Consider the following 17341-nt stretch of genomic DNA (forward strand, 5'->3'; position numbering starts at 1 on the left):
TAGCCCGTCATGGACAATCTCGTTCTCCCCACGATCGGTGTCACGCTGCTGTGCTGCCTGCTCGGCGTCATGGGCGTGCACGCCTACGCGTCGGGCAGGTCCCAGCGCCAGGCGCTCGTCGACCGGCTCTCGACCACCGGTCAGATACCGATCGTCGGCCGGAAAAGGCGTTTCGGCGGCCTCGATCGCCGACTGCGCAAGACGAGGATCGGCAAGAAGATCGAACTGAAGCTGGCCGCGACCGGTCTCGATCTCACACCGGGCGAGTACTTCGTCTACATGATCGCCGCTGTGGTCGTGCTGTGGCTGACGGCGTCCTCCCTGCTCACCTCCTTCTTCGGGCCGCTCGCCGGGCTCGCGGCGCTGTGGGGTTCGAACACCTTCCTCAACTGGCAGCGCACCAAGCGGACCGAGCGTTTCATCAACCAGCTTCCCGAACTCTCCCGCATCCTCGCCAACGCCACTCAGGCCGGACTCGCACTGCGTACGTCCATCGCCATGGCGGCCGACGAGCTGGAGGCGCCGGCGGGCGAGGAACTGAGCTGGGTGGCACGCCGGCTGGCCATGGGGGAGTCCCTCGACAACGCCCTCGGTGAGCTGTCCGAGCGGCTGCCCTCCCGTGAACTGGTCGTCCTGGTGACCACACTGGTGCTCTCCAACCGGGCCGGCGGTACCGTCGTCAGCTCGCTGCGCAACCTCACGGAGACCCTGGAGGAGCGCAAGGAGACCCGCCGCGAGGTCAAGACCCAGCTCTCGCAGGTGACGGTGACCGCCTACGCCGTACCTGCCTTCGGGTTCGCCGCCCTGCTGCTGCTGAACGCCGTGATGCCGGGCGCGCTCGACCGTATGACCGGCGCGCTGGCGGGCCAGGCCGCTGTCATCGCCTCGCTGGTCCTTTACGCCATCGGATTCGTTGTGATCCGCCGCCTGTCCCGTATCGACATCTGAGGGGAGAGGCAGACATGGAACTGCTGCTCGCGCTCGTGATCGGACTCGGTGTCTACGGTGCCATCCACGGCATCCGTATGTACCGGGCCGACGCCAAACTGCCCGGTGACCTCGCCATCGCCCTGGAGGTCGGGTCCACCCGTACGAGTGCCGTCGGCTCCGGCATCGACCGGCTCGGTATGCGCTGGGCTCCCGCCGTGCTGCGGATGATGGGCCCCAAGCAGGTCAACAAGAAGCGCCGCCAGATCGACCTGGCGGGCAACCCGGGCGGTCTCACGATCGACCGCTACGCGGCACGGCGCGCGGTCTACGGCGCCTTGGGTGTGGCCGGTGCCTTCTCGATGATCATACGTGGGCAGGTCTTTCCGGCCCTGCTCATGATTCTCTTCGCCCTCTTCTGGATCGAGGTGGGTATCTGGTCCGCCATCCGCGTCCGGCGGGACCACATCGAACGGACCCTGCCCGACTTCCTCGACGTCCTCGCCGTCGTCGTCAGCGCCGGCCTCGGATTCCGGCAGGCGCTCGACCGGGTGTCAGAGAAGTACGCGGGCCCTTGGTCCGACGAACTGCGCATCACCCTGCGCCAGATGGACATGGGTGTCAGCCGCCGCCAGGCGTTCGAGGAGCTGCGCAAGCGCAACGACTCCGAGCAGGTCGCGATGTTCGTCACCGCGCTCCAGCAGGGCGAGGAACTGGGCGCGCCGATCGTCGACACGCTGATCGCCATCGCCAACGACATGCGCCGTACGGACGCCCAGAACGCGCGGCGGAAGGCGGCGAAGGCTGTCCCGAAGGCGACCTTCGCCGTCACCTCGTTCCTGCTGCCCGGCACGCTGCTGCTGCTCACCGTGGGCTTCTACTACGGCGCGAACGTGGACTTCGGCAATTTGGGCGGCTGAGGTGCAGCCTCGCACGCGACGTCGGAAAGAAGGGGGTGTCAGGCACATGGCATTGCAACTGCCGCGGCTGCGAGCCGGGTTGGGTGCGGATCTACGCCTGAGCCCCACCGAGCCGGAAGCGACTCCCGCGCTTGCGATCCAGCTCAACGCGCTCCAGGCGATGTGCCGCCAAGTCTTCGGATTCCGGCTGGCGATGATCGCCATGGCCACGCCGTTCGCCCTGGCCGGCACCGCGCCCGGTGCACCGACGGTGCTGGTCAGCGGCGCCGTCCTGGTCACGTTCATGGGCTCGTACGTCCTGTTCCGCGACTGGGAGCGGTTCGGCCCGCTGCTGCTCAAACACCCCTTGCTGCTGGGGGCGGACACCGTCTTCGGCGCCCTCCTGCTGGTGACCGCGACACCCGACTCGACCCTGGGGTACGTCACCGTCTGCACCCCGCTGCTGGCGGGCCTCGTCTACGGCTGGCGGGGCGCGGCGCTCTTCACATCGCTGCAGATCCTGGTCCTCGCACTGGTCTATCTGACCAGCGAGAAACTGACCGCCACCGTCGCCACGGCGCTGCTCCTGCCCGGCTTCTGTGTCATCGCGGGCGCCGTCGGTGTCACCCTGCGCGGCCTGCTGCTCCGCTTCGGCAGCGCCAGCCAGGCCCTGACCGAGACGCGGGCGCGGCTCGCCGTGAGCGAGGCGATCGAGGAGGAACGGGCCCGGCTCGCCCGGGAGATGCACGACTCGGTCGCCAAGACGCTGCACGGACTGGCGATGGCGGCCGAAGGGCTCGCGGGCTCCGCGGGGCGGATGGACCCGCAGACCGTACGGCAGCAGGCCGAGCTGGTCGCGCGCTCGGCCCGCCGGGCCGCGGGCGAGTCGCGGGAACTGCTCTCGGACCTGCGCCGCGAATCGGGGCTCGACGGGGGAGTGGCCGTCATCGGCGAACTCGCCGCGCGTACGGAGGACTTCGGCCACCGCAGCGGTCTCACGGTGTCGTTCCGGCAGTTCGGTGACGAGAACGTGTCCGCCGTGCCCCATGCGGTGGCACGGCAGTTGCTCACGATCGCCTCCGAGGCGATGGAGAACGCGCACCGTCATGCCCGGCCGGAGAGGGTGGATGTCTCCGCCGGCACGGTCGGTGACCAGTTCCGTATCAGCGTCTACGACAACGGCCGGGGGCTCCCGCCCGGAACCACCCTGGACGGGCTCCGGCGGGCCGGGCACTTCGGCCTCGTCGGGATGGTCGAACGGGCCGCGGCGATCGGGGCCCGTATCCGGATCGGCAGGGGCAAGGCCGCGGCCGGTACGGAAGTACGTGTCGACCTGCCCCTGGTGGCGCTCCGCTCGGCGCCACCGCCCGAACAGACCTGACTCCCCGCTTTCCGCTCCCCGACTCCCCGACTCCCCGACTCCCCAGAGAGGAGACCGCACGATGCCGGACGACCCTTCCCGCACTTCAGGGCAGCAGCACACGCCACGTCATGCGTCCCAGTACACGTCGGCGCACGACGGGGCTCCTCACTCCCCCCTGCCCTCCATACCCCTGCCGTCTCACCCGCCCGCCGCCGAGTCCACCGGACTGCCGGACTTCCCGGGGCCTGCGGCCGCCGTACCGCTGCGGGTGGTCGTCGCCGACGACAACCCGGTCGTACGCGCCGGGCTCACGGCGCTGCTCTCCGGCCGGGACGACATCCAGGTCGTGGGCGAGGCCGCGGACGGCCGCCAGGCCTACGAGGTGGCCCGGCGGACCCGCCCCGACGTCGTCCTGCTCGATGTGCGGATGCCGGGCGTCGACGGCATCTCGGCCCTGCCCCACCTCGTACGGATATCCCCGGTCATGATGCTCACGTACAGCCGGGAGAGCGAGATCGTCCACGAGGCGCTACGGCTGGGGGCCGGCGGCTATCTGGTCCACGGAGAGTTCACCGCGGACCAACTCGTCGCGGCCGTACGGGACATCAAGCAGGGCCGGGCCCACTTCACGCCCACGGCGGCCAACGCCCTGCTGGACCACATGCGCAGCGGTCCGGTTCCCGCCCAGGGCAGGTCACTGCCGGAGGGGCTGGGCACTGTGTACGCGACGGGTGTCCCTTACGGCGGCGACGCGGGGCCCCCGGCGGGGCCCTCACATGATGCGAATGCACATGCAAATAGTTCGGGCGTCCCTTCCCTTCGAAGCGCCAGAACTGGCCAAAGGGAGGGTGAGTTGGTGTCCACGGACCCGCGATTTCCTCAAAGCGTTTCGCACATGCAATCGGATGTGGCACAGTCTGGGGGTGGCTCGCGGAGTGCCCTCGCGGGCCGCAACCGGGATGAGTTCGGGATGAGTTCGAGGGAGGTGGAGATCATGGACCTGATCGCGTCCGGCATGAGCAATCAGCAGATCGCCGCCACCTGCTTCATCAGCGAGAAGACGGTCAAGAACCACATCAACCGGATCTTCGCCAAGCTGCACTGCGGCAGCCGCAGTGAGGCGATAGCGAAGTGGCTCGGCACGACGCCGGGCGGGGGCGCGGGAAGGGGCGGGGTCGGCCATGGCTGAACGGGCGAAGGCGCGGGGGGTGGCGACCGGGCGGAGTGGCCCGCACCAGCCGGGGCGCCCCCATGTGGGCGTGGACGCAGACGTCGTATGCGCGAGTACCAACAGGCCCGCAGACCTGGGTCCGCGGACCCAGCAGTCGCGTGGAAGGGCCCAAGCCCCGCTTTGGGCCCGGCATTGGGCCCTGGGGCCCTCTGGCGTACCCGGCGTCCCGGCGTACGTTTCTCCTGTCGCCAACGGAACCGGCCGGGAGGAAGTCGGTAACGGGGGCGGCACCGAAGAGACGCACATGTCGGCCGGCAGGCGGTCGGCCGAACCCGGAGGGGAACCCCATGTCGAAGAACACCATGCTGAAGGCCGCCGTCGACACTCAGATCCGTGTGAACGGCTGGGCGAACACCGCGGTCACGAGGATCCAGAAGCGCTACGCCAACATGGACCGCGGTCAGACCGCCTTCGAGTACCTGGGCATCATCCTCGTGGTCGTGGCGATCATCGGTGGGATCGTGGCCTCCGGTATCGGCGGCAAGATCCAGGGGAAGATCACCGAGCAGGTGGACAAGGTCAAGGCTGGCTGATGGGCGCAGCGCGCCGCAGCGACCGAGGGCAGGCTTTCCCCATCTACATTGTGATGGTGGCGGGCCTGCTCTTTGTCGCGTTCGCTTTCTTCACGGTCGGCAAGGCATCCGCGGTACGCAACGGTGCTCAAGGGGCGGCTGACGCCGCGGCGCTCGCCGCGGCACAGGAGGCCCGGGACGAGATGGGGACCGGTTTCCTCAAGGCCCTGCTGCTCCCGGGTGGTCTGAACGACTTCTTCAAGGGTGACAAGTTCTTCGGCCACGGCCCGTGCGCCGCGGCTCGCGAACTCGCGGGAGAGAACCGCTCAAAGGTCACTGCTTGTGACCCGAGGCTCGGTTTCCTGCGGGACGAGATCACCGTGAAGGTCAGGACCGATTACACCGTGGGCAAGTCTGTGATTCCCGGTACGGAGCGGAAGCACGCCACGGCCGAGTCCACCGCGGTGGTCGAGTTCCGGTGCTCGTTGCCAGAGAAAGATCCCGACGACGGTGCTTCCCCCGACGACGGTGCTTCCCCCGGCGAGGGCGACGACTCGGGCGACGATGAGGCCGACAAGCCGACGCCGGTGGAATTCAGCTGTGACGGTGGTAGCGACGTCATCATTGACCCGAGCGAACCGGGCCTCTGGGACGCGCTGAGCAAGACCCTCTTCACCGTGCACCTGGTCGACGTGAACTGACAAGCGAATGACGAGCAAAGGAAAAGCAGACATGAGCATTCGGCGCACGATGAAGGGCCGCAGGGGAGTGGCGGCGGCCGCGATAGCGGCTGCCCTGGCCCTGACTGTGGCTGGTTGCGGGAGCGGTGATGGGGACGCGAAGGCGAAGGAGAGCGCGTCGTCCAAGCCGTCCGCCAGCGGTACTCCTCAGGGCGATACCGCTGCCGGGGACGAGGCCGATCCGAATGCGAAACTTGCCGTTGTCAAGGGTGCCGGTGGCATGGAGTACACCATCAATTCGGTGGTCCGTGACAAGGGTGGGTTTGTCACGGTGACGGGCCAGATGAAGAACACCACCGACAAGGCGTTCTACGAGGTTCCGAGTTGGAGAGGGAACGAGCAGGAGATCATCAGCGGCAGTGGAAACGCGGTGAGTGGCGGAACCCTGGTCGACAGTCAGGGCAAGAAGCGCTACTACGTTCTCCGCGACACAGACGGCAGGTGCCTGTGCACCATGGGTATCCAGTCGGTCGGAGCCGGAGAGTCGGTGCCGGTCTTCATGCAGTTCCCCGCGCCGCCGGCGGAAACCACGGTGGTCGATTTCATGCTGCCCACCTTTGCCACGACCTCGATCAAGATCTCCGGGTGATCGTCGTCATGAATTCCCTCACCACGAGGACGATCTCGTCACGTCATGCGGTATCGCTGATCGCGACAGCGGTGCTGATCACCGGTGTGCAGGCTCTCGGCGTCTCAGGCGCCCATGCCGATGAGGGCCCCAGCGTGCCCCCTGGCACGGAGGCTTCGGCCGAGCCGCCCGTACAGATCGACGCGAACAGCGCAGGACTCAAGCTTGCCAAGGGCGCGACGCTCGCACCGTCCAAGGTGCTGGACATCAAGTCCATCGTCGAGGACCAGGGCGGCGAGGAACGTCGCGAGGACACGAACGAGACGGTGAAGTTCGCCCTCCAGGCCGAGGTCCTCTTCGGCAAGGACAGTGCGACCCTGAGCGGACAGGCGAATGGCCGAATCGCTGCCATAGCCAATGAGATCAAGAAGCAGAACGCCACGAAGATCCGTGTCTTCGGCTTCACGGACAACCTGGGCTCCTACGAACACGGCAAGGTCCTCTCCAAGCAGCGCGCCGACGCGGTCCAGAAGGTTCTCGGTGAGGAGCTGAACAACTCCGGTATCACCTATGAGGTCCGGGGATACAGCGAGGACTTCCCGATCGCGGACAACAGCACGGAAGAAGGCCGTAAGAAGAACCGCCGCGTGGAGGTCTCCTTCCCGCGCGGCGATTCGTAGGCTCACCCGTCACGAAACCGAGCGGCGGATCTGATCACGACGGGTGGATCCGCCGCTTCGCTCGTTCCCGGAGAAGAGGACGCGCGAAGACAGACCGGGTGGGCGCCGCGTAAACAGCGGAGTTCTCGCCACACGCACGCGCGTTTGGGCCTGCCTCTGGGCCCACGGGCCCACGACCTCGCCTTCCCCTCCCCCTACGGTGGACCGGTCGAATCCGGCCAATACACAGGGGGAAGCGCGGATGCGTGGGACAGGAGGGCCGCCGTACCGGGGAGCCGGTTACGGGGATGCGGCGTCGGAGAGCGGGGGGCTGCCCGCGATGGCTCTCGCCTGGGCGGCGGGGTTTGTCGTGCTGGCCTTCACCTCGTACCTCCAAGTCACCTACATCTACGAGACGTTGGGGTCGACCGAGCGGCTGGAAACGTTCGGCGGCCGGCTGCTGGTGATCCATCTGCCGAACGCCGTCTGTGTGGCGCTCGGCGCCTGGGCCTCCTCGCGCGCGCATCGCGAGCCCTTCAGGGAGCTGCCCGTACGGCACGCCTTCGCCGTCTTCACCGTGCCCGTTCTCGCCCAGGCTCTGAATCTCGCCCTCAGGTGGGAACGGGTGTCCGTCGAAGGCGTGCTGATGTCCAGCGCCGTCGTCGTGGCCGGAGCGGTCACCGGATACGCCGTGGACCGCATACGCGAGGGGGAGCGATGAGCAGGGGACGTACGGGGGGCGCGCGGCGCCGGTTCAGATCGGACGGCGGGGCCACCGCCCTGGAGTACCTGGGCGCGATCATCGTCGTCGTCGCCCTCGTCCTCGGTGTCAGCGCGGCCGGTATCGGCGGCTCCATCGGTGACCGCATCCGCTGCGCCATCCCCGCACTCGGCGGCGGTGGCGGTGGCGGCGCCTGTGCGTCCGGCGGGGACGGCAAGGACGACAACGAGCCCCTCGCCGACAAGGACTTCGAGCCCCCGCTCTGCACGATATCCACCATCTCGGACACCGCGGGCGGCAAGGCCAAGCTGGGCTGGTTCGAGTGGGGCCAGGACTACGGCTTCCAGGACAAGACGATGCAGGCCAACTACGACGTCAACGAGGACGGCAAGGTCGACGACAAGGACCAGCTCATCTACACGACGTTCACCGACTCCGCGAGTGCCGGTGTCACCGGGGGCTTCGGCGGCAAGATGGGCAAGCTCGGTACGGGCTCGGTCGACCTCGGCGCCGGCGTCAAGGTCAGCAACGGCGACACCTGGGTCTTCAAGAGCCGGGAGGAGGCCGAGTCCTTCCGCGAGGACCTGGAGAAGCTGAAGATGTACGAGATGCGCCGCACCTCCCCGGGCGGCGCCGAGGCCAGCGTCGGCGACAGCATCCTCTACCTCTTCGGCAAGGGCGCCCTCAAGGACGAGGAGAACATCCGCAACCGCGTCGAGGACAAGCTCAAGGACCGCCACATCAGCCAGGCCTCGGTCGGCGTCTACGGCAAGGCGGGTGGCGAACTGTCGGTCAACGCCGACGCCGAGGGAACGCTCAGCGGCAAGCTGGGCGCGGACGTGAAGATCAGCGGCGACGCGCTCGTCACCAAGGACGACTTCCGCGGCACCAAGTCGTACACGTACTCCGTGAAGGCGGACGGCACGGTCGGCGCGGGCGTCGACGCGGGCGGCGTCAAGAAGGGCAAGCACCTCACCGGCGAACGCTCGGCCACCGTCACCGTCACCCGGGACCAGAAGACCGGCGAACTGCTGCGCATCGACTTCACGCAGACCACCGAGACCTTCAGCGGCCAGACCGGCGGCGTCGGCGGCGACAACGGCAAGGACGGCAAGGACAAGCGCGGCGGAAAGGGTAAGAACACTGACAACTCGGGCGGTAGTGACATCGGTGTCGTCACCAACACCATCGCCTTCGAGAAGGGCGAGAAGGGCGACGCCGACCGCGCCGTCGGCCAGGCGTGGCTGGACGGCAACGGCGACCACACCGCGGCCTTCGAGTACCTGCTGGACACCAACACCCCGACCAGCCGCCCCGGCGCGGACGACCCCTTCGGGCGGCTCCTGTTCGACAAGGGCAAGTCGAGCAGGACATCGTACGATGGCATGTCCGACGCGCAGGAGTACGGCTTCGAGCTGAACCTGGGGATCTCGATCGGGGCCTCCATCTCGATGGAGAACAAGTCCGAGACCCTCAAGGACGCCGAATTCCTCGGCGCGCCGAGGGACGGGAAGCGGGACTACGTGCCGTACAGCTACTGCGCCAAGTGACCCCCGCCGGTCCGGTACCAGTGAGGAAAACAGGGATGATCTTCAAGTCCACGCCGAAGCCGACAGCTTCGAGGCCACGGCGGCACGGTGTCCGTACGGCCGTGACCGCCGGTCTCGCCGCCGCGCTCCTGACCGCCTGCGGAACCGGCGGCAAGGAAGCGGCGACGACCCCGCAGGGCTGGTCCACGCTGACGACGGACCGGCTCACGGTCGCGCATCCGGCGGAGTTCAAGCAGGTCGCCGCCGCGGACCTCGCCGAAGGGGACGCGGCGGGAGCCGTCCGTACGAAGGACGGCTCCCCGGTCGGCTCGATCTACGTCGAGTTCGACTACGGGCAGGGCATCAACGACGCCGACATGGCCGGTACGGCCGCCGAGGCGCGCGTCCAGCTCGGCGCGACCCCCTCCGAGACCACCGAGATCGAGGTCGCGGGGCCCGACGGCAAGGCGGAGGCGCGCCGTGTCGACTGGACCTCCACCTCGACCGGCGCGCAGGGACAGCCGCCCAAGGGCACGAAGCTCGCGGGTGTGATGATCGCCGGCCTGGACACCAAGGACCGTCCGTACCTCATCACGGTCAACGCCGAGAAGGGGCTGCTGTCCGACAAGGACATCAAGGACATCATCGCCGGCGTTTCACTCAAGTAGCGAAGCCGGCGAAGTCAGCGAAGTAGGGACAGCGGAGAACAGATCGGAGTACTGCGTGGGGATCGAAGCGCTCTTCCTGCTCGTGGGGGTCGCGGCCCTCGGCGTCTCGGTGTACTTCGCCCGGCGCGTCCTGATGGTGCTCGCCCTGCTCCGGAGCGGACGGCGGGCCGAGGGGCGTTGTGTGGACCGCCGGGTCGTCAGGAACTCGGGGCTGGCGACCGGATCGTCCAGCTCCCACCCCGAGTTCGTCTTCGCGTTCCGTACGGAGGACGGCACCGACGTCGAGTTCAAGGACCGGCCCGGCATGTTCGGCCACCAGGTGGGGGCGCCGGTCAGGGTCAGTTACGACCCGAGGTCCCCGCACAAACGCGCCACCGTCGCGGGCCCCGGCACCTGGGGCCCGGTCTATGTCCCCGCGCTGATCTGCCTGGGCACCGCTCTGTTCGCCCTGGTCCCGCTGCTGGCCGTCGCGGCGAAGGAAGGGCTGCTGTAGATCCGCGGGCGGACCACCGCTGTCAGCCCGGCCGCTGTACCTCCACGCTCACCCGGGTCCCCGGCCGCAGCCCCCACCGCTCCATCGCCCCGGCCTCCGCCTCCAGGACGTGGCGGGCCCGCAGCCGTGGCAGATGGAGCCGGCCCGGCTTCATCGTGTGGACCTGGACGACCTTCAACGACCGGTCCAGGTAGGCCACATCGATCGTGAAGCCCATCCGGAAGGTGTGCACGCTGTTGCACGGCGTGATCAGCAGCGCCCCGTCGATCCCCGTCCGGCCGAGCAGCCCGCGCCGCCGTGTCCCGTACGACGCGGCGATCTCCAGCTCCACTTCCACCGGGGCGTCCTGCGCCGCGACCGTCAGCCGTCCCCTGCCGTTCCGCCATGTACCCATGGCCGTAGACCGTAGCGTCCGGTGGTGGCGGCGGCCGCTCCGGCGGGCGTATCTGGGTCCTGGGGCGCGGGAAGTGGGCCCCAGGACCCATGACCGGGCCTGGCGGGTGGACCTAGGGTCGGTGGGGTGTACGCCACGCTGATCGTCCTCGCCGTTCTCTGGGGCGCCGCTACCGGAGTGCTGCTGCCGCGTGCCGCGTACCGGTTCTCCGTCGAGCCGGGCGACCCGTGGCGCGACCGCTGCCCGGCCGGGCACCTGATCGGCGGGGCGGCCGGCGGCTGGCTCGGCATGGCGCGGTGCCCGGAGTGCGAGGCCACCGGCACCGACGTCACAGCCCCAGGCGTCACATCTCCAGGCGTCACGGTCCCGGGCGCGGCGGCTCCCGGTGTCACATCTCCTGGCCTCCCCGCTTCCGGCGGTACGGGGACGAGTGCGGGCACCGGCGGCGGTGCCCCGACCGACGACACCGGCGCGATCGCTGCGTCCGGAGCACCAGGGACACCAGGAGCCCCCGAAGCCGCCGACGCATCCGTGGCCCCCGGAACCGCCCCCGTCCCCGAGACCGCCCCCGTCCCCGATCACTCCGGCGCGCCCGACGCCTCCCTCGTCCGCTACGCGCCCTCCCGCCTCGTCCCCGTCCTCGGCGCCCTCGGCTGCGGCGCCCTCGCCGCCGCCACCGGGCCCCGCCCCGAGCTGGCCGTCTGGCTGCTGCTCGCGCCCGTCGCGCTGCTCCTCGCCCTCGTCGACCGCAATGTCCACCGCCTCCCCGACCAGCTCACGCTGCCCCTGGCCCTCGCCGCCGCCGTACTCCTCGGACTGGCCGCACTGGTCCCCGGCGGTGGGGACGGCGGCGACGGCAGCCGCTCCTGGACGACCGCGCTGCTCGGCGGGGTGGTCCTCGGGGCCTGCTACTTCGTGCTGTTCCTGATCAACCCGAACGGTATGGGCTTCGGTGACGTCAAGCTCGCCCTCTCCCTCGGCGTCGTCCTCGGCTGGTACGGCTGGCCGGTGCTCTTCGTGGGCGCCTGCGCCGGGTTCCTGCTCGGGGCGCTGTACGGGGTCGGGCTGATGGTGCTGCGCCGGGCGGGGCGCAAGTCGGTGATCCCGTTCGGGCCTTTCATGATCGTCGGCGCGCTGCTCGGCCTTCTCCTGGGCGCCCTGTCCGTCTCCGCCTGACTCTCCCCGGGCCGGCCCGGCGCCCGGCCCGGCCCGTACGAAAAGTGTTCGCGACGCCGCTCCCGGCCCTGTCACCATCGCCCCCATGCCCACCTTCGAAGAGCTGATCGCCGAAGCCGCGGCCGTGTCCGTCGACGGCTGGGACTTCTCCTGGCTCGACGGCCGGGCCACCGAGGAACGCCCCGCCTGGGGGTACGCCCGCTCCCTGGCCGCCCGGATGGCCCACGCAGGCGCCGCGCTCGACATCCAGACCGGCGGCGGGGAAGTCCTCGCCTCCGTACCCGCGCTGCCGCCGCTCACCGTCGCCACCGAGTCCTGGCCGCCGAACCTCGCCCGCGCCGGCGCGCTGCTGCGCCCTCGCGGGGTCACGGTCGTGGCGGACCCGGACGAGCCGCCGCTGCCCTTCGCGGACGGCGTCTTCGACCTGGTCGTCAGCCGCCACCCGGTCCGGGTGTGGTGGGACGAGATCGCGCGGGTCCTGCGCCCCGGCGGCCGGTACTTCTCTCAGGAGGTCGGTCCTGCCAGCGTCTTCGAGCTGGTGGAGTACTTCCTCGGGCCGAGGCCGCCCGAGGCCCGGTCCGCGCGCGACCCCGGACGGGCCGTGGCCGCCGCGGAGGCGGCCGGTCTCGATGTCGTGGATCTGCGGACGGCGTTCCTGCGCACCGAGTTCCACGACATCGGCGCCGTCGTCTACTTCCTGCGCAAGGTCGTCTGGATGGTGCCCGGCTTCACCGTCGAGGCGTACGCGGGCCGGCTGGCGGAGCTGCACCGCCTGATCGAGGCCGAGGGGCCCTTCGTGGCGACGACGACCCGCTTCCTGATCGAGGCGGTCCGTCCGGAGGGTTCGCCCGTGTCCTCAAGCCCCCGCCGAGAGGGTGCGCGGCGGCCCTGAGCGCTCCCCGCGTCAAGGTGAGGCTCCACCGGATCGCCCTTGAGAGGGACGACACGGTATGGCGACTACTCGCCATTTTTCTCGCCCGTCACTGGAAAAGCCTGGTGGCGGGCGTCTCCCGTCATGGACCGCCGCTTTCGGAGCGTCATCTTGCTGCACGAGGGGCCCCACGATCCCTCACGAAGGGTTATGGTGGAAACCCCCCCTCGGGCCGGTCCGTATCCCCCCCCCCACGGACCGGCCCGTTTTCTGTCCCGGTCCGGTCACCGGGCCGGGGCAGGAGACGCCGGGTGGCCCCGCTTCCGCTTCCCTCCCCGGCCGGCCCGCGCCTCGTCCTCCTTCACCCTTGGTCCAGTCCAGGTCCGGGCCCAGGTCCAGTCCAGGTCCGGTCCGGATACGGTCCCGATCCGGGCACGAGGCCGGCCCGGCCCGGGCCGGATCCCGGCCTGGCGCCGGGCCCCCGCTCCGGCCCCGCCCCGGCCGCTCCGGCTTCCGTACGGGCACGCCGTCGCCCGTATCGCCGCCCTGGCGCGCGGGCCGCGCGCCTTCCGGGCGCTCACAGCGTGTCAGCCCCGGGCGTCACGGAATGTCAGCTTCGGCCGGCCCAGATGTTGGTTCCCGCCGTGTCCACGGCGAAGCCGTCGATCTCCTTCAGCTCCTGTGCCGACAGCTTCGGCGCGGACAGCGCCGCGACGTTCTCCTCCAGCTGCCGCACGCCGGACGCGCCGATCAGCGCCGAGGTCATCCGCGGATCCCGCAGCACCCACGTCAGCGCGAGCTGCGCCAGCGACTGGCCCCTGCGCCGCGCGATCTCGTCCAGCCCGCGCAGCCGCCGTACCACGTCGTCCGAGAGCAGATCCGGGTCCAGGGACTTGCCCTGGCTGGCCCGGGACCCCTCCGGAATGCCCTTCAGATACTTGCCCGTCAGCAGCCCCTGGGCGAGTGGCGCGAACGAGATGCACCCCATCCCCGCCGTCTCCAGCGTGTCCAGCAGCCCGTCGCTCTCCGTCCAGCGGTTGATCATCGAGTACGAGGGCTGGTGGATGAGGGCGGGGACGCCCATCTCCCGCAGCAGCCGCGCCGCCTCCGCCGTCTGCTCCGAGGTGTACGACGAGACCCCGGCGTACAGCGCCTTCCCCTGCCGTACGGCGGAGGCCAGCGCCCCCATCGTCTCCTCCAGGGGAGTGTTCGCGTCGAAACGGTGGGAGTAGAAGATGTCGACGTGGTCCAGGCCCATTCGCTTCAGCGAGGCGTCCAGCGACGACAGCAGGTACTTACGGGAACCCCATTCCCCGTAAGGGCCGGGATGCATCAGATATCCGGCCTTGGTCGAAATGACGAGTTCATCCCGGTAGGCCGAGAAATCCTGCGCGAAGATCTTGCCGAAATTCAGCTCGGCGGATCCCGGCGGCGGCCCGTAGTTGTTGGCCAGGTCGAAGTGTGTGACGCCGAGATCGAAGGCGCGGCGCAGAATCGCGCGCTGCGTATCGAGCCTCCGGTCATCACCGAAGTTGTGCCACAGACCGAGCGAGATCGCGGGCAGTTCCAGGCCGCTGCGCCCGGTACGGCGGTACTCCATGGAGTCGTACCGGCCATCGGCCGCGAGATAAGAGGGAGAATTGGTCATGCTTCCCTCCTTATCACGGACTTGTGACAGACCGGGTTGGGTGACCATGAGGGGTCCGCAGTAATGTGACGGCTTCGGGGTCCCCGGGCCGGCCCCAGGATCCCGCCAGCGGACGCGCCGGTCCCCACGGAATCGAGAGGGTGGACTCAGTGAACGTGCGCGACCTGGTGTATCGGCTCTACGCACGCCGGGTGGAAGGCCGCCTCGACCACGCCCAGGTGCCGAAGCACATCGGCGTCATCCTGGACGGCAACCGTCGCTGGGCGAAGGCCTCCGGCGGCACGGCCGAGCAGGGCCACAAGGCCGGCGCCAGCAAGATCCAGGAACTGCTCGGCTGGTGCTCCGAGACCAAGGTCGAGGTCGTCACCCTGTGGATGCTCTCCACCGACAACCTCGACCGTCCCCAGGACCAGTTGGCCCCGCTCGTCGCGATCATCGAGAACGCGGTCCGCGACCTCGCCGCCGACGGCCGCTGGCGGGTGCACCACGTCGGCACGCTCGACCTGCTGCCCGCCCAGACGCAGACCGTGCTCAAGGAGGCCGAACAGGCCACCCTGGGCAACAAGGGAATACTCGTCAATGTCGCCGTGGGCTACGGCGGCCGCCAGGAGATCGCCGACGCGGTCAGCTCCCTGTTGATGGACCACGCGAGCAAGGGCACCTCCTTCGAGGAACTGGCCGGGATCGTCGACGTCGACCTGATCTCGTCCCATCTCTACACCCGCGGCCAGCCCGATCCCGATCTGGTCATCCGCACCAGTGGGGAACAGCGTCTCTCCGGCTTCATGCTCTGGCAGAGCGCCCATTCGGAGTACTACTTCTGCGAGGTCTTCTGGCCCGCCTTCCGCAAGGTCGACTTCCTGCGCGCCCTGCGTGACTACGCGGCCCGTCACCGCCGCTACGGAACCTGACCTTCCCCGTACCCCGCAAGGCCTACGTACCGCCGCGGCACCCGTTTCGGCCAGGTGTCCGCCGCCGCCCGCGCGCGCCCCGTCCGGTCCCGGAGCCGGCCCCGCCGGCCGCGCGCCCAGGGCACTTCACCCACGGTTCACCCACCGTCCGCCGTATGCCGTGGCATGGCGGCGCGTGTTCGAGGGAATACCTCCCCCAGGTCGATGTCCGAAAAGACAGGTCCGTGGACATCGCATCTCAGCGGACGGCATGGGGCCGTCCGCCCGGGAGGCCCTTTGCACCAGGACGACCGTGCGCCACGTCGTACGGGCGACATGGAGGGCCGGCGCTCGGCCCGCGCATGGGGCCCGAGCCCGGCCCACCCGCCCGCGACGCCGTCGCAACCCCGACCTCATCCGAGGGGGTACGTCCTTCCGTGGTGACCAGCACAAAGCGCCGCATGCCCGACAGGCGCACCTACGTTCTCGACACCAGCGTCCTGCTGGCCGACCCGAATGCCATGTCCCGCTTCGAGGAGCACGAAGTAGTGCTCCCCATCGTGGTGATCACGGAATTGGAGGCCAAGAGGCACCATCCGGAGCTCGGCTACTTCGCCCGTCAGGCGCTGCGCCTGCTGGACGACTTCCGTATCCGTTTCGGCCGTCTCGACGCCCCCATCCCGCTGGGCGACCTGGGCGGCACGCTGCGCGTCGAGCTCAACCACTCAGATCCCGGCATCCTGCCCGCCGGCTTCCGACTGGGGGACAACGACTCACGGATCCTCGCGGTGGCGCGCAACCTCCAGGCCGAGGGGTACGACGTCACGGTCGTCTCCAAGGACCTGCCGCTGCGCATCAAGGCGTCGTCGGTCGGTCTCCTCGCCGAGGAGTACCGCGCCGAGCTCGCCATCACCGACGCCTCCGGCTGGACGGGGATGAGCGAAGTCACGCTCGCCGCCGACCAGGTGGACCTGCTCTTCACGGAGGAGAAGCTCTATGTGCCCGAGGTGAGCGATCTGCCGGTCCACACCGGTCTGGTGCTCCAGTCCGAGCGCGGCAAGGCGCTCGGCCGTATCACCTCCGACGGCAACGTCCGGCTCGTACGCGGCGACCGTGAGGCCTTCGGGCTGCACGGCCGCAGCGCCGAGCAGCGCATCGCCCTCGACCTCCTCCTCGACCCCGAGGTCGGCATCGTCTCCATGGGCGGCCGGGCGGGCACCGGAAAGTCGGCGCTGGCCCTCTGCGCGGGCCTGGAGGCGGTCCTGGAGCGCAGACAGCATCAGAAGGTGATGGTCTTCCGGCCGTTGTACGCGGTCGGCGGCCAGGAGCTGGGCTATCTGCCCGGCTCCGAGGCCGAGAAGATGAGCCCCTGGGCGCAGGCGGTCTTCGACACGCTCTCCGCGGTCGCGGGCCGGGACGTGATCGAGGAGGTGCTGGGGCGGGGCATGCTGGAGGTGCTGCCGCTCACGCACATCCGCGGCCGTTCGCTGCACGACGCGTTCGTCATCGTCGACGAGGCCCAGTCCCTCGAACGGAACGTTCTGCTGACCGTTCTGTCCAGGATCGGGGCCAATTCCCGTGTGGTGCTCACCCATGACGTCGCGCAGCGCGACAATCTCCGGGTGGGCCGTTACGACGGAATTGTCGCCGTGGTCGAGAAACTGAAGGGCCATCCGCTCTTCGCGCATGTCACGCTCACCCGCTCCGAGCGCTCGCAGATCGCCGCGCTCGTGACCGAAATGCTGGAGGACGGCCAGATCTGACCTCGTATCACCACACTTGGCGCCGCCCGGCGAAGCCGAAGAGCTTAGCCGGGCGGCGCTGTGCCGCGCCCCTGTTTCCTTGAAACTGCTGGGACGAACGACGTGTGAGCTTTCCCACGCAACGAAGAATTGCCTCCCGGCGTTGCCTTCCGGCAGAGTCTTGCTTCCGTCAGGCCCCGCATGCGGCACACACGCACCATCAGGGTGCGGCACCACACAACTCCACAACTGCCGCCGCATGCCGCCCGCGCACCACGCGGCACCCTCCGCAAGGAGGTTGTCCACCGGG

At 69.4% G+C, this 17341-nt stretch carries 18 protein-coding genes; 16 read left to right on the top strand and 2 right to left on the bottom strand.

The features are described 5' to 3' along the window. Positions 1 to 9: 9 nt before the first annotated feature. The 12 genes from ACIQ7D_RS22670 to ACIQ7D_RS22725 all read left to right on the top strand — a co-directional run bounded on the left by ACIQ7D_RS22670 (position 10) and on the right by ACIQ7D_RS22725 (position 10310). Positions 10 to 948 (top strand): type II secretion system F family protein, encoded by a 939-nt coding sequence (locus ACIQ7D_RS22670; protein WP_403940226.1) that lies wholly within the window; start codon positions 10 to 12, stop codon positions 946 to 948. A 14-nt stretch (positions 949 to 962) separates the two neighbouring features. Then, positions 963 to 1847 (top strand): DUF5936 domain-containing protein, encoded by an 885-nt coding sequence (locus tag ACIQ7D_RS22675; protein WP_403940228.1) that lies wholly within the window; start codon positions 963 to 965, stop codon positions 1845 to 1847. Positions 1848 to 1893: 46 nt separating this feature from the next. After that, on the top strand, positions 1894 to 3207 hold the full coding sequence (locus ACIQ7D_RS22680) for a sensor histidine kinase (protein ID WP_403940230.1): 1314 nt from the start codon (positions 1894 to 1896) through the stop codon (positions 3205 to 3207). Between the two features lie 61 nt (positions 3208 to 3268). Continuing rightward, positions 3269 to 4378, top strand: coding sequence for a response regulator (locus ACIQ7D_RS22685; RefSeq protein WP_403940232.1), 1110 nt, complete (start codon positions 3269 to 3271; stop codon positions 4376 to 4378). A 344-nt stretch (positions 4379 to 4722) separates the two neighbouring features. Then, positions 4723 to 4953 carry a Flp family type IVb pilin gene (locus ACIQ7D_RS22690; protein ID WP_385117911.1) on the top strand — a complete coding sequence of 77 codons (231 nt, stop codon included), beginning with the start codon at positions 4723 to 4725 and terminating at the stop codon, positions 4951 to 4953. After that, on the top strand, positions 4953 to 5633 hold the full coding sequence (locus ACIQ7D_RS22695; protein WP_403940234.1) for a pilus assembly protein TadG-related protein: 681 nt from the start codon (positions 4953 to 4955) through the stop codon (positions 5631 to 5633). The genes ACIQ7D_RS22690 and ACIQ7D_RS22695 overlap by 1 nt, the downstream gene beginning before the upstream one ends. Positions 5634 to 5664: 31 nt before the next feature. Then, positions 5665 to 6261 carry a hypothetical protein gene (locus tag ACIQ7D_RS22700; RefSeq protein ID WP_403940235.1) on the top strand — a complete coding sequence of 199 codons (597 nt, stop codon included), beginning with the start codon at positions 5665 to 5667 and terminating at the stop codon, positions 6259 to 6261. 8 nt (positions 6262 to 6269) lie between these two features. Continuing rightward, positions 6270 to 6920 carry an OmpA family protein gene (locus ACIQ7D_RS22705; protein ID WP_403940335.1) on the top strand — a complete coding sequence of 217 codons (651 nt, stop codon included), beginning with the start codon at positions 6270 to 6272 and terminating at the stop codon, positions 6918 to 6920. Between the two features lie 241 nt (positions 6921 to 7161). Further along, positions 7162 to 7620 (top strand): hypothetical protein, encoded by a 459-nt coding sequence (locus ACIQ7D_RS22710; RefSeq protein ID WP_403940237.1) that lies wholly within the window; start codon positions 7162 to 7164, stop codon positions 7618 to 7620. Beyond that, positions 7617 to 9170 (top strand): hypothetical protein, encoded by a 1554-nt coding sequence (locus ACIQ7D_RS22715; protein WP_403940239.1) that lies wholly within the window; start codon positions 7617 to 7619, stop codon positions 9168 to 9170. Before ACIQ7D_RS22710 ends, ACIQ7D_RS22715 begins: the two co-directional genes overlap by 4 nt. Positions 9171 to 9205: 35 nt before the next feature. Next, the gene (locus ACIQ7D_RS22720) at positions 9206 to 9817 is read left to right on the top strand and encodes a hypothetical protein (protein ID WP_403940240.1); all 612 of its coding nucleotides are present in this window, start codon (positions 9206 to 9208) and stop codon (positions 9815 to 9817) included. 55 nt (positions 9818 to 9872) lie between these two features. Next, positions 9873 to 10310, top strand: coding sequence for a DUF3592 domain-containing protein (locus tag ACIQ7D_RS22725; protein ID WP_403940242.1), 438 nt, complete (start codon positions 9873 to 9875; stop codon positions 10308 to 10310). A 22-nt stretch (positions 10311 to 10332) separates the two neighbouring features. On the opposite strand, the gene ACIQ7D_RS22730 is transcribed toward ACIQ7D_RS22725, so the two are convergent. Beyond that, entirely contained in the window at positions 10333 to 10704 is a 372-nt protein-coding gene (locus ACIQ7D_RS22730) for a DUF192 domain-containing protein (protein WP_403940243.1), read from the bottom strand. A gap of 126 nt (positions 10705 to 10830) precedes the next feature. On the opposite strand from ACIQ7D_RS22730, the gene ACIQ7D_RS22735 reads away from it, so the two are divergent. Beyond that, the gene (locus tag ACIQ7D_RS22735; protein WP_403940245.1) at positions 10831 to 11880 is read left to right on the top strand and encodes a prepilin peptidase; all 1050 of its coding nucleotides are present in this window, start codon (positions 10831 to 10833) and stop codon (positions 11878 to 11880) included. A gap of 85 nt (positions 11881 to 11965) precedes the next feature. Continuing rightward, positions 11966 to 12772 (top strand): class I SAM-dependent methyltransferase, encoded by an 807-nt coding sequence (locus ACIQ7D_RS22740; RefSeq protein ID WP_403940247.1) that lies wholly within the window; start codon positions 11966 to 11968, stop codon positions 12770 to 12772. A 589-nt stretch (positions 12773 to 13361) separates the two neighbouring features. Here ACIQ7D_RS22740 and mgrA read toward each other — a convergent pair. Continuing rightward, positions 13362 to 14399, bottom strand: a complete 1038-nt coding sequence (gene mgrA / locus ACIQ7D_RS22745; protein WP_403940249.1) for an L-glyceraldehyde 3-phosphate reductase — start codon at positions 14397 to 14399, stop codon at positions 13362 to 13364. 149 nt (positions 14400 to 14548) lie between these two features. Here mgrA and ACIQ7D_RS22750 point away from each other — a divergent pair, with 149 nt between their 5' ends. Together ACIQ7D_RS22750 and ACIQ7D_RS22755 are read left to right on the top strand one after the other, a co-directional pair. After that, positions 14549 to 15310, top strand: a complete 762-nt coding sequence (locus ACIQ7D_RS22750; RefSeq protein ID WP_403940337.1) for an isoprenyl transferase — start codon at positions 14549 to 14551, stop codon at positions 15308 to 15310. Between the two features lie 416 nt (positions 15311 to 15726). Beyond that, positions 15727 to 17052 (top strand): PhoH family protein, encoded by a 1326-nt coding sequence (locus ACIQ7D_RS22755; protein ID WP_384913042.1) that lies wholly within the window; start codon positions 15727 to 15729, stop codon positions 17050 to 17052. The last annotated feature ends 289 nt before the right edge of the window (positions 17053 to 17341 follow it).

It is taken from the genome of Streptomyces sp. NPDC096310, assembly GCF_044763125.1.
In the GTDB taxonomy this organism is placed as follows: domain Bacteria; phylum Actinomycetota; class Actinomycetes; order Streptomycetales; family Streptomycetaceae; genus Streptomyces.